General features: G+C 42.7%; 14 protein-coding genes. 2 read left to right on the top strand and 12 right to left on the bottom strand.

The window, feature by feature from the left end; translation table 11 throughout:
* Positions 1–18: 18 nt before the first annotated feature.
* Positions 19–3,240, bottom strand: a complete 3,222-nt coding sequence (locus HUJ21_RS09165; RefSeq protein ID WP_291369043.1) for a PVC-type heme-binding CxxCH protein — start codon at positions 3,238–3,240, stop codon at positions 19–21.
* Positions 3,241–3,478: 238 nt separating this feature from the next.
* Between HUJ21_RS09165 and HUJ21_RS09160 the strand changes: the two genes are divergently transcribed.
* Entirely contained in the window at positions 3,479–4,939 is a 1,461-nt protein-coding gene (locus HUJ21_RS09160; protein WP_291369005.1) for a DASS family sodium-coupled anion symporter, read from the top strand.
* Between the two features lie 57 nt (positions 4,940–4,996).
* On the opposite strand, the gene HUJ21_RS09155 is transcribed toward HUJ21_RS09160, so the two are convergent.
* The 7 genes from HUJ21_RS09155 to HUJ21_RS09125 form a co-directional block, all read right to left on the bottom strand.
* Positions 4,997–6,208, bottom strand: a complete 1,212-nt coding sequence (locus HUJ21_RS09155) for a tetratricopeptide repeat protein (RefSeq protein WP_291369003.1) — start codon at positions 6,206–6,208, stop codon at positions 4,997–4,999.
* Positions 6,209–6,242: 34 nt separating this feature from the next.
* Complete coding sequence (gene gyrA, locus HUJ21_RS09150; protein WP_291369001.1) at positions 6,243–8,756, bottom strand: DNA gyrase subunit A; 2,514 nt, start codon at positions 8,754–8,756, stop codon at positions 6,243–6,245.
* Between the two features lie 174 nt (positions 8,757–8,930).
* Positions 8,931–9,920, bottom strand: coding sequence for a hypothetical protein (locus HUJ21_RS09145; RefSeq protein ID WP_291368999.1), 990 nt, complete (start codon positions 9,918–9,920; stop codon positions 8,931–8,933).
* A 94-nt stretch (positions 9,921–10,014) separates the two neighbouring features.
* Positions 10,015–10,530, bottom strand: a complete 516-nt coding sequence (locus HUJ21_RS09140; protein ID WP_291368997.1) for a hypothetical protein — start codon at positions 10,528–10,530, stop codon at positions 10,015–10,017.
* 120 nt (positions 10,531–10,650) lie between these two features.
* Positions 10,651–11,304, bottom strand: coding sequence for a ribulose-phosphate 3-epimerase (gene rpe, locus HUJ21_RS09135; protein WP_291368995.1), 654 nt, complete (start codon positions 11,302–11,304; stop codon positions 10,651–10,653).
* Positions 11,305–11,511: 207 nt separating this feature from the next.
* The gene (locus tag HUJ21_RS09130; protein ID WP_291368993.1) at positions 11,512–13,143 is read right to left on the bottom strand and encodes a S8 family peptidase; all 1,632 of its coding nucleotides are present in this window, start codon (positions 13,141–13,143) and stop codon (positions 11,512–11,514) included.
* Entirely contained in the window at positions 13,130–13,705 is a 576-nt protein-coding gene (locus HUJ21_RS09125) for a hypothetical protein (protein WP_291368991.1), read from the bottom strand. Before HUJ21_RS09125 ends, HUJ21_RS09130 begins: the two co-directional genes overlap by 14 nt.
* Before the next feature lie 166 nt (positions 13,706–13,871).
* On the opposite strand from HUJ21_RS09125, the gene HUJ21_RS09120 reads away from it, so the two are divergent.
* Positions 13,872–14,501: a phosphoribosylanthranilate isomerase gene (locus HUJ21_RS09120; RefSeq protein WP_291368989.1), complete on the top strand. Its 630-nt coding sequence runs from the start codon at positions 13,872–13,874 to the stop codon at positions 14,499–14,501.
* On the opposite strand, the gene trmB is transcribed toward HUJ21_RS09120, so the two are convergent.
* From trmB to HUJ21_RS09100, 4 genes are read right to left on the bottom strand one after another with little or no spacing between them, the layout of a single operon-like run.
* Positions 14,498–15,163, bottom strand: coding sequence for a tRNA (guanosine(46)-N7)-methyltransferase TrmB (gene trmB, locus HUJ21_RS09115; protein ID WP_291368987.1), 666 nt, complete (start codon positions 15,161–15,163; stop codon positions 14,498–14,500). The two genes, HUJ21_RS09120 and trmB, sit on opposite strands and share 4 nt — an antisense overlap.
* Before the next feature lie 5 nt (positions 15,164–15,168).
* Entirely contained in the window at positions 15,169–16,473 is a 1,305-nt protein-coding gene (locus HUJ21_RS09110) for a folylpolyglutamate synthase/dihydrofolate synthase family protein (protein WP_291368985.1), read from the bottom strand.
* Positions 16,474–16,482: 9 nt separating this feature from the next.
* Positions 16,483–17,436, bottom strand: a complete 954-nt coding sequence (locus HUJ21_RS09105) for an energy transducer TonB (protein WP_291368983.1) — start codon at positions 17,434–17,436, stop codon at positions 16,483–16,485.
* Between the two features lie 3 nt (positions 17,437–17,439).
* On the bottom strand, positions 17,440–17,832 hold the full coding sequence (locus HUJ21_RS09100; RefSeq protein WP_166149473.1) for a biopolymer transporter ExbD: 393 nt from the start codon (positions 17,830–17,832) through the stop codon (positions 17,440–17,442).
* Between the last annotated feature and the right edge of the window lies 1 nt (position 17,833).

Genomic DNA, 17,833 nt, shown 5'->3' with positions numbered 1-17,833 from the left:
CTTCTTATTTATTTTTTGTTATTCTCCCGCTTCCATGGGATGCTCTTGCAGCAATTCCGCCGGCGAATAGAATCCTTGTTTTGCTTTGGTAGCTTCCCGTACCTCAGCCACTTTTTCGGGTTTGATAGGGGAAGATTCGTTGCCAAAGCTATTCCTCACATACGTTGCCACAGCGGCCACTTCTTTGTCATTGAGCATACCTGCATAAGGAGTCATTGGAACCTGACCGGGATATTCTTTACCTAGCACTTCGATGGGGCCCATTAAGCCGTTGAGAATGATTTTTACCAGGCGTTCTTCGCTTCCATTTACCCATTTGGTGCCAGCCAGCGGCGGAAAACCGGAAGCACTCAGCCCCTTACCATCAGGCTGATGGCAGGTAATACAGAAACCTTCCCTGCTGTAGATGGCTTTACCCATTTGAAAAAGCGTCAATTCCTCTCCCTTTAAGCGGCTGTTGGATGGTTTCTCTTCTTGTGGGGCTTCCTGAAAGACGATACTGCCATCTGCATTAACCACCATATTGGTCACAGACATGCCGTTGAGGTGTGCCAAAGCGGTTTCAAAGGGCTTTTGCATCCACATATCTTTCGGATGCTCATCGGCTACTTCCAATATGGCCAGGCCATCTTCTTTGTCCAGCCAGGAGGCGGCCACAATGGCTTCCAGCCGAACCCTTCCGTGGGGGTCTGCAGCTGCTTTTTTCAGCATTTCTACCTGATCAGGTACCTGATGACCGGTATAGCGAAGAATTCTGGCTACTGCTGCCCTTACCCTGTGGTCATCAGAAGCAAACAGGGTTTTCATCAAATCCTGATTTACCTGATTCAAACCCCAACTCACCCAAAGTGCTTCAAGCAGGTGGTGTTCGTAGCGGGGATCATTGGCATCCAGGTTAGCGATCCACTGCTGCATTTTGTCCAGCACCTCTCCTTTGTCCCGACCACGCAATTCGGCACGGGTGCGGTACCTGGCCCGGAATTCGGGTAGTTTCAAATTGTCCAATAAGGTTTCAACGCTTGCTCCGTCAATTTTTGGAGGGCTGACCAAAGGCCTCGAGGGGTAAGTAATCCTGTAAATCCTACCATGTACATGATCTCTCAATGGATCACGCGCATTGTGTTGCATGTGGCCTACCAGGATATTGTGCCAATCTACAAAATACAGGGAACCATCCGGAGCGAATTCCATATCTACCGGACGGAAGTTTCTGTCATCGCTGCGTATCAGGTCAACCCGGTGTTCGCTGTCATAGCCAGTACCATCTTCCATCATTTTATGCATCTTCATCCCCAGAAACCCAATGGTATTGTTGATCAGCAGGTCTCCCTGAACTTCTTCCGGAAAATGCCTGCTGGAGACAAATTCAAGGCCTGAAGTTGGTCGAACACGGTGGGCATCTTCTATCAGGTTGGGTCCTTTGTGGGTACCTTCGCCATATCTGGGTTTGATAGATCCTGGCATCATCCAACGAACGTCTGGTCCGGAGGTCTCTGCAAAGAAATTCTGCCCCCAATCGTCAAAAGCAATACCCCAAGGATTGGGAATAGGCAATTGAGCAGTTCTTTCCAGGTGCTTCCTGGTGGGATTGTATCGATAAAAACCACCATTGGTCGCTCGAACCGGTCCGTAGGGGGTTTCTACGTTGGTATGTAAAAACACGCCTTCACCCATGTAGATGGCTCCTGATGGATCGGCCACAAAGGCAGAAATGTTGTGGTGCGTATCGTGGTCGTCAAATCCGCTGAGCAGGATTTCACGCTCCTCGGCATAATCGTCTCCGTCCTTGTCCCGGAGTATGATGAGGTTTGTACCCTGCGACAAATAAACGCCTTCCTCAGCAATTTCCATCCCAATAGGCAAGTGAAGGCTATCCGCAAATACAATTTGCTTATCTGCTTTGCCATCGTTATTGGTATCTTCAAGGATAAGTATCTTATCGTTGGGTTTGGGGTCTCCAGGTTTGTAATGCGGATAGCTGGGCATTACAGCCACCCAAAGTCTGCCTTTGGTATCAAAGGTCATTTGCACAGGGTTGGCCAGGTCGGGAAATTCCGACTCGGAAGCGAACAGTTCCACTTTATAGCCTTCGGCCACTTCAAATTTTTCCAGGGCCTCTTCCCCGTAAAGGTATTCCAAATCACCATTTTTCTCCGGGTTGTAATTCGTTTCCACCTGAGGCAGCTCGATGGTGTTCTCGTCAGCAGCTGCAAGGTCAAACGATTCCCCCTGGCTCACATTCCAGATGGCCTGGTCTCTGTTATCCGTCATTTGACGGATCTTTTTTAATTCGTAAGGATAATTATCCGGTCCAAAGGGGTTGTACCTCCTTCCAAACACGTGCACTCCATTGGGGATTTTATAGTCATTGTGCCACATCCAGTTTTTTTCCAATACGGCGGCATGGATGGCGGCTCTCCTATCTTCCGCAATGGAATCATCTTTACCAAAAACCTTATCCGTCAGGAACTGGGAAAACTTTTTATACCCCTCCTCGGTAAGCTGAAACCCATCTATGGTCAGGTAATCATCCGTTGATGCATACCAGGATTGTGAGGGTTCGAAAGCATCGACAAACAAAACCTGATTGGCCTCAGCCACTTCTTTCATGGCCTGGGTGTACATTTCCAGGTTTTGGTTTTCCTTTTCTCCATTTGGAAGATCATAGTCTGCACTTAAGTTCTCAAAGGCAATGGGCGATACCAGAGCCAGTTGCGGAGCTGCCTCACCATTATAAATGGTATTTTGGGTATGGTTGATAAAAGCCTCCAGCTCATTTTTATAATTCTCCAGCCCTTCTTCTCCCTGAAAAGATTCATTGTAGCCAAAAAAAGCAATGATGATGTCTGCCTCGTGATTTTTTATCCATTCATCAGGGGATTCAAAATGACCCTCGCTACCGGATTTGGTGGCCAATTCATCCTGAAACTCCTCCGCACCGGGAAAAGCCCAGGGAGACACCCTGCCTGAATGAGGCCTGAAACCTGGTGTATCGCCTGCATCACTCATGTTCCGGATATACAATAAGGAATCCGGGTAGCGAACGTGCATTTCTGTTTCAAAATGACCATAATTCATCATTCTGGATCCAAGATTGTTTCCGATTAAGATGATGTGGTCTCCTTTATTCAAATCCAATTTAGGGCCTTCAGGGCCACATTGAAAAGCAAAAAATGAAATGAATAACAGGATAAATAGCGTTAAGTTTCGTTTTATGAAGTTTATATTGGGTTGGACCATTTGTGTTTTATTAGGTGTGATGTGCTGTATCTTAATGCTCAATATTACTATAATTTTCCAATTAATCTTAAATAAAGTATATAAAATGGTTTATTCTATCCTGCACTGTCCTGTAACATCCATAAATGGAAACCCAAAGAGAATAACTAAATTTTTGTTAATGTGTTTCCGCCCAATTATGGGTAAAATATTTTTGATTTCCATGTTTTATGGTTATTCTTAAGGATTAATAGATATTATGCAAACACAAAAAATCGGCTTATTCTTAGGCCCTTTGGTTTTTTTTGGAATTTATTTGACGGCAACGCCCGAGGGTTTATCTGCTTCCGGAGTTGCTTTATTAGCCATCACTTTTTGGATTGGGATATGGTGGGTTACGGAGGCGATACCCATTGCGGCCACGGCATTACTTCCTTTGGTAATGTTTCCCTTTACCGGGGTGATGGATATCAAACCCACAGCAATACCCTACTCAGACCCTATGGTTTTATTGTATATGGGAGGGTTTATGATCGCCGTGTGTATTGAAAAATGGAACCTGCACAAGAGGATTGCCCTGAAAATCATTTCCTACCTGGGAACAAACCTGGAGAGGATAATTTTGGGTTTTATGGTGGCCACAGCCTTCTTGTCTATGTGGATATCCAACACAGCGACCTCACTCATGATGTTACCCATTGCCATTGCAGTAGTGGTACAGGTCAGCCAATCCAATGATTCCATCAGAACTAAGTTGGGTCAATCCCTGATGTTGGGAATAGCCTATAGTGCCTCCATCGGTGGCTTGTCTACCATCATCGGAACCCCTACCAATATCATTTTGGTGGGTGTGTTAAAGAATACCTATGGGATAGAGATCAGTTTTGGTGAGTGGATGCTTGTAGGGTTACCAATTTCTCTGGGATTATTGTTCATTTGCTGGTATTATTTGGTGAATTGGGCATTTGTGTTTCCAAAAACCCTTAAGATAGCAGGTGGAAAAGAGGAGATTAACAGGCAACTTGAGCTACTTGGACCAATAAGCAAGCAGGAAAAGCGTGTTTTGTGGGTGTTTTTGGCTGTCAGTTTCTCCTGGATCAGCCGCAGCTTTATATTACAGGATTTGATCCCATCCCTTGACGATACCATTATTGCCCTGATCGGTGTTTTGCTGTTATTTGTAATTCCTGCTGGAAATGAAAATAAGGAGCAACTACTGGATTGGAAAGTAGCAGAAAAGATACCCTGGGGTATTTTAATATTGTTTGGTGGTGGATTGGCCCTGGCAAAAGGTTTTCAGGAAACAGGATTGGCCAACTGGATTGGCGAACAATTCATTTTGTTACAAAATGTACCTTTTTGGTTGTTTTTGTTTTTCATTATAGCCGCCGTTAATTTTCTTACAGAAATCACTTCAAATGTGGCAACTGCCTCCATGTTATTGCCCATATTGTCAGCTGTAGCATTGGCCATGGGAGTTCACCCTTACGGATTGATGGTGGCAGCCACCATGTCAGCCTCTTGCGCCTTTATGTTACCTGTGGCCACACCTCCCAATGCGGTGGTATTTGGTTCCGGGTACCTGACCATCCCTGTAATGATGAAAACAGGTTTTGCCCTCAACCTCTTATCGATCCTTTTTATATTGATTCTAACTTTATTTTATATACCCTGGGCCTGGGATTTTAACCTGCTTTCTTTTCCTGACGGCTGGAAATAAAAAAAGGGCTTTCCGCATTAGTGGAAAGCCCTTAATAAAAGTATTAATTTTATACTATTATCTGGTCAACCAATCTTCTCCTAGTATTTCAGATAGCATTTGATTGTATTTCTCCGCCTTGGCTTCGTTTTTCAACTGGCTATGAATTCGGAAAAGGATTTCCATTATGTCTGTATTCTCCGGTTGTAATTCAGAGGCTTTTGTAAAGTAAGGCAACGCCTCTTCATACAGTCCGTCTGCTTCGGCCAGCATGCTATCTGATTTTGCTTCCCATTCCTCATCAGAAAGGTTATTTACTTCGTTGATGATATTTCTGGCCTTATCCAGATAGATGGCTCCCGCATAGTAATTGCCCTCAAAGAATTCGGGATCAGCTTCCACTGTTCTTTTATATTCTTTTAGTGCTCCTTCCATATCACCTGATTTTTCTTTCAGGTAGCCATATCTCAATCGGATTGCGGGGTTATCCGGATCCGTTTCCAGCGCTTTCTCTATTGATGTCATAGCTTCATCCATTTTATCCAATTGCAATAACAATTGGATTTCGAATTCTGCCAAACCTTTGTCTTCAGGATAAAGCTCACGGGCTTCTTTCGCCCAACGATAGGCTTCTTCTGGATCTTTATCTTCTGCACTGGCAATCTGAATAAGAAAATAATACGCATTTAATTTGTTGTATTCTTCAATATCCAGCAGTTGGGTAAAATACTTTTTTGCTGCTTCCGTGTTTCCAATAGAGTTGGCAGTATAACCTGCATTGAATACCATGGAAGTATCTTTTGGATCCAGGTCGGCTGCCAAGGAGAAAAATTCAAAGGCATTTTCCATATCATCCGCATCATACCTTTCGGCTCCTTTATTTAATGCAGCATTCTTTAATCGGTAAACACCTTCTCCTTGCATGCTTGCAGGCAATTCAGGAACGACCTCCTTAAAAAGATCTTCACTGACCTTACTGGTAGAGTCCATGTCCTCCATCTCAAAAGTAGTCATAAAACTGCTCTCCGCTTCCCTGCCTATTGCAACAGTTTCTTCGTTATTGGAAGAATCAGCTTCAAACATTTGTGTTTCTATTTTACCTTTGATAAAATAAGTTTCTGATTGGCTACCAGTTTCTTCATCATTCACAGCAGCTTTAATATCAGAATAGGCCTCTTCAATATTGCCCCTTCTTAAGTTCTTTTCCGCTGAGCGGACGACCTTTTTCTGGCCAAAGGCAATTGTAGCAGCAATGCTCACCAAAGCCAACGATAAAATTAACTTTTTCATTTTTCGAGTGTGGTTCTTATTTGGTTATAAACTATTATTCTAAATCTGGGTTGATGTCATTTTCCGGATCTTGGGAATCATTATTTTCGGGTTCTTCTTCCAGGATATTCTCTATTTTTTCTACTGAAGAGATTTTATCCGTATCGTTTAGCCTGATTAGCCTGACTCCCTGAGTTGCTCTTCCCATTACTCTGACACCAGCCGCCGGGGTTCTGATAATGATCCCTGACCTGTTGATAATCATGAGGTCATCGGTATCTAGTACCTCTTTGATGGCTACCAATCCACCTGTTTTTTCGGTGATATTCATGGCTTTAACTCCTTTGCCACCTCTTTTGGTAATTCTGTATTCAGACAAATAGGAACGTTTTCCATAGCCTTTTTCTGTCACCACCAGAAGGGTTGCATCTTCTCTTTGAACACAAACCATGCCAATTACATGATTATCTCCCTCCCCTAAATTGATGGCCTTGACTCCTGTGGCTGTCCTGCCCATTGGTCTAACGTCTGATTCATGAAAATGCACCGCTCTTCCTGAGCTGGAGGCAATGACAACATGCGCATCTCCATTGGTCAATTCCACATTCAATAACTGGTCATCCTCTCTGATATTTAAGGCAATAATTCCATTTGTCCTGGGTCTGGAGTATTGTTCGAGGGTGGTTTTCTTGATGATTCCATTACGGGTTACCATCACGATATTATTGTTATTGATATAATCCACATCCGTCAGATCAGTGACCTGAATGATGGACCTGATTTTATCTCCACTCTGAATATTGATCAGGTTTTGGATGGGTCTTCCCTTGGACGTTTTACTGCCCTCTGGTATGGCATAGGTTTTCAACCAAAAAAGCTTCCCTTGATCGGTGAATATCAAAAGATAATTGTGAGTAAGGGCAGTGAACAAGTATTCGGTATAGTCGTCTTCCTTGGTGCTTACTCCTCTGGATCCTACTCCACCCCTGCTTTGTGATTTGTACTCCGTGAGGACGGTTCTTTTGATATAACCCTGATGAGAAACGGTAATGACCACTTCCTCATTGGGAATCATGTCCTCATAATTGAAGTCTTCGGCATTGTGTTCTATCTCCGTTCTTCTTTCATCCGAATAACGGGTTTTCATTTCCACGAGCTCATCTTTGATGATCTGCATGCGTTTGTCTTCATTCGCCAAAATTTCTTTCAGCTCCTCAATGAGTTTCATCAGCTCATCGTATTCCTGCTGGATTTTCTCCCTTTCCATACCGGTAAGCCGCTGAAGCCTCATGTCCAAAATGGCTCTGGCCTGGATTTCAGAAAGGTCGAACTTCTCCATCAGTCCGTTTCTTGCTGTTTCGGGATCTCTGGAATCTCTGATCAACTGAATGACTTCATCCAGGTTATCCAGGGCTACCAGGTAGCCTTCCAATATATGTGCTCTTTTTTCCGCCTCCCTAAGTTCATACTCTGTCCTTCTGATGACCACCTCATGCCGGTGATTCACATAATGGACGATTAGCTCTTTTAAATTTAGGGTAAATGGTCTGCCCTTTACCAGCGCCACATTATTGACACTGAATGAGGTCTGCAGCTGGGTATGCTTGTAAAGATTGTTCAGGATAACATTCGGAACAGCATCTTTTTTCAATTCATAAACGATCCGCATGCCTTGCCTGTCGGATTCATCCCTGATAGCGGAAATTCCATCCAGTTTCTTCTCATTGATCAACTGAGCGGTTTTCTCCACCATGGATGCTTTGTTGACCTGATAGGGAATTTCGCTGATGATGATCATCTCCCTTCCGTTGGATTTGGTTTCAATGGTCGCTTTTCCGCGCATGATCACCCTTCCCCTACCGGTTTCAAAGGCTGCTTTGACACCATTGTAACCGTATATGATCCCACCTGTAGGGAAATCAGGAGCTATGATGTGCTCCATCAACTCCGGAATAGTGATCTCATTGTTATCAATATAGGCAATAATCCCATTGATGACCTCTCCCAAATTATGAGGAGCCATGTTTGTAGCCATTCCCACTGCAATTCCTGAAGCTCCGTTTAACAACAAGGCAGGAATCTTTGCAGGTAAAACTACAGGTTCTTTAAGCGTATCGTCAAAATTTAATTGAAAATCAACAGTTTCTTTGTTGATGTCAATCAATAGTTCTTCTGCGATCCTCCTGAGCCTCGCTTCCGTATACCTCATGGCCGCCGGATTATCTCCGTCCACCGAGCCGAAATTTCCCTGTGGATCCACAAGCGGATACCGCAATGACCAATGCTGTGCCATCCTGACCAGGGTTTCATACACGGCTGAATCCCCGTGGGGATGGTATTTACCCAGAACCTCTCCTACTATTCTGGCAGATTTTTTATAAGGTTTATTGTGGGTGACACCCAACTCCTGCATGCCATACAAAATTCTGCGGTGAACAGGCTTTAAACCGTCTCTTACGTCGGGTAAAGCCCTGGAAACAATTACCGACATCGAATAATCGATGTAGGCACCACGCATTTCTTCCTCAATATTGATTGGGATGATGTTTTCGTTCTCTCCTTGAGCCATATTTAAAATTTCTCGCTAATAACCTGCAAGATAGCAAAAAGAACAGGTTTTGAAAAATATAATTTTTCTAATATTTTAATTTAAAGGTATTCAATTTATTCTCATGGAGTTATTTTATTGTTTTTCAAAAAAATTTGGAATGTAACAGCTTGCATTAGTGGAATTATTCGCATTTTACCATTGACCGACTTTCCTGTTTTGTCTGTGCCAGATGGAACTTCCCCGGTATTCCACCCCATTGTGCAGGTGTTTCATGACTACCCGGCATCCGGGTACCTTGCATTTTTTAGTTCCCGGCAAACTTACGGAAACCCCTACCTGCAAGGAATAAACATTCTGATTGAGGGTTTGAATTTCCGGCACTTCGGGCAAACCATAGGCATAGGAACGTAACTCAACAGCGGGTCTGACAAATGCTCTGCTGTATTCCGAAAAATCATACTCCAACCTTAATCCTATTCCATAGTAAGGATCTGGAGCAGTGAGATTTTGATCAGGTGATTTTCGAAGCATCATTGATCCAAATTCTCCCTCTGCCACCAACCTCCAGGGGTAAATCTGTCTTGCCCGCTGCTTCAGTTCAGACTGCATATAAATATTGTTTCCGGAGAATTTTCTGTAGCGCCATCTGAGAAATGAATTTCTTTTGCCTGCATCCCAAAGCACAATTCCCAGGGTGCCATAAAATTTATCATAAACAAAACTTTCTTCCTGAAATGCAAAAACACGTCCTTCTCCAGTCAAGGAAGGTAATTTTCCCCATTCTCTACCGTAACCCGCTCCTAATGTGATGAAATTAAAGACATTGATCCTGACACCCAGGTTCAAAGGATAAGCCATGTTTCCATTTCCAAATGACAATGTATCGCCTGCCTGGATTTCCCCTGCACCATCGATTCCCATACTTTGAATCGGATAATCCGCCGGCGTATCACTGAAAAAAAGCAAACTATTGTCCTGGTAAGCAGCCCCGGTAGAAATTTCAAAGGAAAAATTACTGACCATATTTCTGAAAACGTTACCCAACTCATTGTCACTTTTTCTACCTTTTATTTTCCGCTCAATACCAAAAATATCTTCCTGGGCCATGGCAGCTGGGGTAATAAAGCCTAAAATAAGGCCAATAATGGCAATAACGAATACCTTTCCTTTTGATAAATTCATGGTTTAAAGCATTTATACTTTTTCTTTAACGTATATAACAAAAAAACCCTCTTATCCAGAGGGTTTTTTTTATTATTTGTTGAAAAAATACTGGTCATCCTGCATCAGTTCCTGCTTCGTCCTCAGTTTCAACTTGTCTTTTTTCTTTTAATTCGGCGATCATGCTATCGACTTTTTCCTGGATTTCAGGATTTTCTTTCATGGCCTTGTTTACCTTGTTATAAGTGGCGACACCAAGAATATCATCATTTTTGATAAGTCCGATTTTTAAATCCCTTACTTCATTGCTGAGGGAGCCCATAAATTCAAGAATTTCTTCATATGCTGCCTTCTCCTCATCAGTTATTTCGATTTCGGTTAATTTCGCTTCATCCTCCCATGCGCCTTTGATTTCATTGTAACGAGCTGCTCCTTCAATCACCTCATTATTTTTGATCATGTCTATTAATTCTTCATTCTTTTGCTCGTAAAATGCCATTACAGAATCTTCTACTGCCGCAAATTTTGCCAATTCTTCATCAGTGATTTCTTCCACAGCTTCTTCCTGGGCATGTGCCTGAAAACCAATTAAACCCAACATTAAGAAAGACAATACAAATAATTTTTTCATAATTTCCATTTCTATTAATTAAACGCTTTATACCTACGAATTAAATCAGAATCAATCTATTTCACAAATTTAAAAGCAAAAAATACGCCATTTATTATACCAAACCCCTAAAATTTGAATTTAAACGATGTTTTTTAGCTTTTTAATGGTTTCTGCTGGACTTTTCGAAGAAAACACAAAATTACCTGCTACCAGGATATTTGCTCCAGCCGAAAATAACTTGCCTGCATTATCCATACTGACTCCGCCATCTATCTCAATTCTTGCATGTGATCCTGTTTCAACGATCAATTTAGACAAGGCATTTACCTTTTTATAGGTATTATCTATGAATTTTTGTCCCCCAAAGCCTGGATTTACAGACATCAGCAAAACCAAATCCACCTCTCTGATAATATCTTCCAATAATCTTACGGGGGTATGGGGATTCAAAGCCACTCCTGCCTTGCAACCCAAATCCTTTATGCCTTGCACTGTACGGTGCAGGTGAGGGCAAGCTTCCAGATGTACAGTTAAATGTGATGCCCCTGCTTTCTGGAAGGTAGACAGGTATTTGTCTGGTTCCACAATCATCAAATGTACATCAAGGGGTTTTTTGGCATGACGGTGAATGGCTTCCACCACAGGTATCCCCAGGGATATATTGGGAACAAAAACCCCGTCCATTATATCCACGTGAATGTAATCAGCTTCAGAACTATTGATCATTTCTATGGCAGACTGTAGGTTGGCAAAATCAGCAGCCAATATGGAAGGGGCAATTAATGGATTCATGACAAATGGTTTAGGAACAGTTATTATTAATAAAGGACATTTCCTCAAATCCGAAGTGAATTTCTTATGGTAAGTTAATAATTTTAGGGAAAAACCCTCCAGGTTTCACTCATTTGATTGTAACAAACAGTTTATTCATCAACAAAACCAAAAAAGGTTGCGGATTTTGAGAATAATGCAAAAAAAAGAAATTAAACCTGCATTTCCTTATTTCTTCCACATCTTTATGCTACCGGCTACGGCATCATCTTCTAGTTCAAGCCAATAAATACCGGGATGCAGGTTTCCCATGTCTATTTTATAAGGTTCTTCGTTTTCAACCCTGTGAAGAGATAAAAGACTCAACATTTTGCCTTGCGTATCATACAGCTTCATGCGGCAGCTAAACTCTCTCCCAAACTCAAGCATTAATTCATTTTCCTCCAGGGGATTTGGATATATTTTTATGGCCTTTTCTACAAGGGTTCCTGTATCCATGTCCATGGTGATTCTCAAATAATTCGGTACACCATAGCCCAGCTCGAAATCGGGTTGATCTGATTGGGAGCCGCTTTCCAATAACTTATCCATAAGCAGGGAACGGGACCATTTCGGATTGGCCTGCCAAATGCCAGCGGCAAGTGCAGCCACCTGTGGTGAAGAAAATGAAGTACCACTGGAAATACTTGTGCCTTCAATTCGCCGCCAAAGCGTCACTCCCGACCCAAATGCCACCAATTCCGGTTTGATCCGTCCATCACTACTGGGACCTGTGGAACTGAAACTAGCCTTGTTTAGGCTATTGTTGATCGCTCCTATGGCCAGAATATCTTTTGCATCCGCAGGAACAGTAATCGTTTTCCAACTGACATTTCCTTCATTTCCAGAGCTACAAACCACCAAAATTCCTTTTTGAGCAGCCATATTGGCCCCTATTGAAATAATTGCTGTACTACCATCGAGATCATCCCTGGAATAATTCATGCTGGGATCATCGAAAAAGTTGTAGCCCAAAGAACTGTTGATCACATCTACTCCCAGGCTATCCGCAAATTCGGCTGCCCGGACCCAATTGTACTCTTCTATCCTGTATTCCGAATAAACATCCTCTGTGATGCAAAGGATATAATCTGCAGCATAAGCCCCTCCCACAAGTTGGCTGGGATCATAAGAAGCCATCAAAGAAAGTGACCCTGTACCATGGGTATCCGTATGGAAAACATCCGTCGACCCCGGATTAACAAAATCCCTGGTGGCGAGGATCCTGTTTTCATTGAACAAATGCTGCAAACCACTGATTTCATCCACATTTAAAAAACCGGCATCAAAAACAGCCACTTTTATTCCCTCACCGTTAAAGCCGGCCCGGTGCATCTCAGGAATACCTAAAATATTGTTTTGAAATTCAAAGGCACTGTTTTCATTGGTTAGCATTTCGGTTTTGGAGGAATGTTTTGCCTGAATTGCTTTGGACCCCTCATTTTCATTTGGAAATCCTCCCCTTCCTATCAAGCTCACTTTATCCACGAATGCAAGTTCGATGATCCTTTCAATGGCCTTCTCATTGGCCCGAATCACAGAGGCATTCAACCATTTTGAGTGGTACAAAACCTCCTCAGCCTCCTTTGAAATTATTTGGGTATACTGCTTAGCAACTGGTAAATCCGTACTGTCCGCTTCCAGCATTTCTCTGTTTCTCCGAAGAAGGGCAGCCTCTGTCAATAATTCTTCTGGTCTGTCCAGGCTGTAATCCCTTGTTGGTTTATACTTGTAATGCACCGCATACCTGTCCTGAGCAAACAAGGTAAAACAAGCACCAAAAAGTAGAAATATGAGGAGTAGTACTTTACCCTTGGCCATAGTCAATCAGTTTTAGATGAGTAAAACGGCCTTCCTGAATGATTTGTTCTCCCAGGCAATCATTTCGGGAACAATACCTGAACACTTCATGGTAACTTTCGACCAAACCGATATCTTTCGCAAAGACTTCATACCTGTTATCCCTTATGGTAATCAGGTCGTCTTCTTCACTTTGACGGACAGTCACCGTCTCTGGGAAACTCAAATTTTCCAAAATATAATCTCCCAGCCTTTCCACCGAAAAAGTCTGTTTTGGAACGTTATTCAATGCATTTCCATCCCATTCCATACCTATTCCCAAAGGATATACCAAAACGATTTCCTGAAGGTTGTTGTAATGACGAATGATGCGGTTTTTACTAAAAGACAGGGTATAGACCCTTTCATTTGCCCAATTGTTTCTATCCGTTGAAGATTGCCTTTGGATTTTATACACCAGCTCATTCTCTGCGTTGAGATATTGACCTACCATTTCATCTCTAAAATAAAAAGTTTGGGATTCAGAATCATTTTCTCCAAAATAAACTGTCTCTGCAACCCTGTATTCCCAAAAATTACCCACTGATAGTGGATAAAATGGAGAAGAAATTCCTTGCGGTTCCTCCCGTTGTATTTCACAACTGGCTATAAAAATCAAGCACAGAAGGAAGGGCTGCCTTTTAAACAAAATATACATTCTCTATCTTTGAATTCCCGTGAAAATTACGCAAATATTACCCTAAAATAAAATGGCTTTAAAAACTTTTGTGAAGATAAGTAATGTGAATAACCTCAGCGATGCCAGGTATTGTGCAGGCATGTATGTAAACCTGATGGGGTTTTCCCTGGAGGAAAATAGCGAATACTATGTTTCTCCCACAGCATTCAAAGAGATCACAGATTGGTTGTCAGGACTGAAGTATGTGGCAGAGTTTCATATCAGCCACCCGGATCAAATTTTAGAAACGCTCCAGCAATATGAGGGGTTTGACTACATCCAGGTAAAAGAAAAATTTCACTTACAACTCCTACAAAATTCTGGTTATGGGCTTATTTACAATTACACCATTCAAGAGGTTGGGGATTGGGAAGATATCCTTTCTTTTTCAAAAAGCCTGGATACTCATAAAGTAATGCTGAACCTGGAGGCAGAAGGCTCAATACAATTGCAGAAAGAAGAATGGAATCACATTAAGGAACTTTCTGAAAGCTGTGAAGTTCTGCTGGGTTTTGGATTTGATGAGAATAATGTTGAGGAAATCCTGAATTACACCGGAGTCAGGGGAATCAGTATGAAAGGGGGGCATGAGATCAGCCCCGGGATCAAAGATTTTGACGAATTGGCGGATATTCTGGAAGCCCTTGAAGTAGAGGATTAGCTTTCTGTGAAACAAAACTCCAGGTACTTGATGGTTTCCCCTTTTTCCATAAACATGCTTTCATAACGGGTCATGATACCATGGTGTTCATCTTTCCATTCAGAAAAGTAAAAATCCGCTGTTTTTCGGATGATCCGGATATCAGGCCTGGAAGAAAGTACCTCTGCGGTATAGGTAAACAGCCCTGTATTGTCGGTTTTTAAGTGAATATTCCCAGCCCTTGCCATCAATTTTTTGTAAATATCCAGAAACCTTGGTGAAGTCAGCCTTTTTCTTTCATCACCATCCCTGGGTCTGGGATCGGGAAAGGTGATCCACAATTCATTGATTTCCCCGGGGGCAAAAAACTGTTCCAATAATTCAATTTGGGTACGTAGAAATGCAGCATTCTGCAGCCCCTCTGCATAGGCCTGGCTGCTTCCTTTCCAAATTCTGGATCCTTTGATATCCACGCCTATAAAATTTTTCTCCTGGTATTGACGGGCTAGCCCTACCGTAAACTCCCCCCTTCCACATGCCAGCTCCACTACCAAAGGATGGTCATTTTGAAATTGCAGGGTTTTCCAATTTCCTTTTATTGTTTCAAAGATCTCCTTTCCGGCTTGTACCACATGGGGATTGGCTTCATTTTGCCGGAATCGTTCTAATTTTTTTCTTCCCATACTATTTATAACTCATTTAATTCTGCTACCACGAATGTACTCCCACCAATAAAAATCAAATCGCTGCTACCTGCCTTTTCCCTGGCGAATGCCAGCGCCTGGTTGACATCGGGTATACTTGTTCCCCTTAATCCATGACTTCTTGCCTTCTCCATCAATTTTTCCGCAGGAAGGGACCTGGGTTGGTCCGCCTGACAAAAGATATAGACGGCATCCTTTGGTAAAAGAGCAAGAATCTGGTCATGATCTTTGTCCTCAACCATACCAAGCACCAGAAAAAGCTTTTCCGGATTAAATTCATTAAGTTGTGCAAATATTGAGTTAAATCCATCTGTATTGTGACCTGTATCACAGATGGTTAAAGGATTTTTTCCTAATATTTGCCAACGCCCCTTTAATCCGGTGTTAACCTTTATTTTTGACAAGCCTTCTGCTATATCTTCATCCCTGATGTCCATACCCATTTCCTTCAGTCGCTCCAGAGATTTAAGGATAGCAGGAAGGTTTTTCATCTGGTATTTCCCCAGCAAATCAAGGGTGATCGTCCTGAGTTTTCCAAAAGCTGGCTGTATTTGATAGGTTGCTTTAAAATCCTGGTCGGCTATTTGGTCCACTCCATCAAATGTCACTATTACAGATTGGTCTGCAAAACAGATCGGAGAATGGTTTTCTTCGGCCTTTTTCTTAAAAACAGGTGCCGTCTGGGGATGAGTTTCCCCTATAATGACAGGTACCCCGGCTTTGATGATACCCGCTTTTTCAAAAGCGATTTTATCCAGGGTATTGCCCAGGAATTGCATGTGGTCCATGCCTATATTGGTAATCAGGCTGAGGATGGGTAGGATCACATTGGTACTGTCAAATCGTCCCCCCATCCCTGTTTCTATGACGGCAATGTCAACTTTTTCCTTTGAAAAATAATCAAATGCCAGTGCAACGGTCATCTCAAAAAAGCTGGGCTTCAATGCTGACAGGTAAGATTGATGGTCCTCCACAAAAGCAATTACTTCGCTTTCAGGGATTTCTATTCCATTGATTTTAATTCTTTCACGGAATGATTTCAAATGTGGCGAGGTATACAAACCAGTTTTGTACCCAGCCTCCTGCAGAACAGCTGCAAGGGCATGTGCCGAGCTACCCTTTCCATTGGTGCCTGCGATATGAATGCTTTTAAATTTATTTTGAGGATTCCCCAGCCTTTCACAAAGCTTCAGGGTATTGCTGAGATCTTTTTTGAAAGCAGGTGCACCAACCCGCTGAAACATGGGAAGGGCATGGTATAAAAAGTCAAGGGATTCCTGATAATTCATGGATTCAACTTAGTCAACCCGTATAATAAAAGTAATTCTTCCGGTAGAATATTCAGCGGTGGGGTTTCCACTCTGCCGTTTAAAGGACAATCCATTGACCACTGTGCGGTAATAATTCAAGACTTCATTGCTGACATTATATTCAAGTGGAATCGCTTGAACAATTCTGCCGTCGTCGTTTACCGTAATCCGAAAAACAATCTTTCCATTTCTATTGGACAAGTTGTCCTGAATATTGGGTCTGGAAGCAAAATCCCAACCTGCCAGATCCAGGTTATACCCTGAACCATCCCCTGTATTACCCCTACCGGATTGCAGGATTGACCGGCCGTCTACTGTACCCTGGGGATTACCTTCATCGCCCCTTTGACTGGACTCGCCTTGCTGACTTCCGGTGGCGGGTTGATTGGAAGAACCTTTGGTACCGCCAGCTCCGAAAATGGCCCTGGGATCAACAGTAGGTTTTTTTTCTTCTACCTTTTCCGGAGTAGGCTCATTCTTTACCTGATTTTCAGGAGACGCTGTTGGTTGCTCAGTAGTTTCTTTTGGAAGCTCCTTTGCCTCCTTGGGTTGTTCTTCGGCTTTAACCGGACTGGGAACATTGGATTGAGCCTGTACCTGAGGCTGACTTGGTTTTGGTGTATCCTGAGCTGGGTTGGACTGCGGAGGACTTGCCGGTACTATGTTTTCTGAAGGTTGGGGAGCCGGTTCGCCCGGGGCAGCTGCCTCAGTGGCAGGTTCTTCGCTACTGGAAGGTGCCGTTGTGGTTTGGTTTTCACCACTTCCCAGGTCAGAGAAGCCCAGATTCAATTCCAGCCCAAATTGAGACATGGGAGGAACCGGCTGCTTCCAAACCACAATAAAATAAATACCGGCCAATAACAACACATTCATGATGAATGTAATGATGATGGCCTTTCTTTTAGTGGTTGCTTCTTCCCTTTGGTCTTCCCAAACTTCCATGATTTATTTAAATGGTTGCGTTGCTATGGTGACATTGGCTTCCAATGCGGCGGCAATACCTCCTATCTCTACCAGGTATTCCACTGGCACTTCCTTATCGATATGCAAAACCACATATCCTTTATTTTTATTTAGTAACGCAGTAAGTTCACTTTTAATTTCATTTCTATTCACTTGCCGGTCATTGACCGCATACCTCAGGTCTTTTGTAATACTGACGGTAATTTCCTGCATCACTATATCCGAACTTTCGCTTGAGGGAAGGTTTACCGGCAATCCGGAAGGAGTGATAAAGGAAGAGGTGAGCATAAAAAATATCAGCAAAAGGAAAATGATATCCGTCATGGAGGACATGCTGAAGGCCGCTTCTATTTTATTTTTAGATTGTAAAGCCATT

The organism is Cyclobacterium sp. (genome assembly GCF_014762705.1).
Classification (GTDB): domain Bacteria; phylum Bacteroidota; class Bacteroidia; order Cytophagales; family Cyclobacteriaceae; genus Cyclobacterium.
Note: the sequence above shows the minus strand (reverse complement) of the source record. Positions and strands in the feature narration are given on the sequence as shown.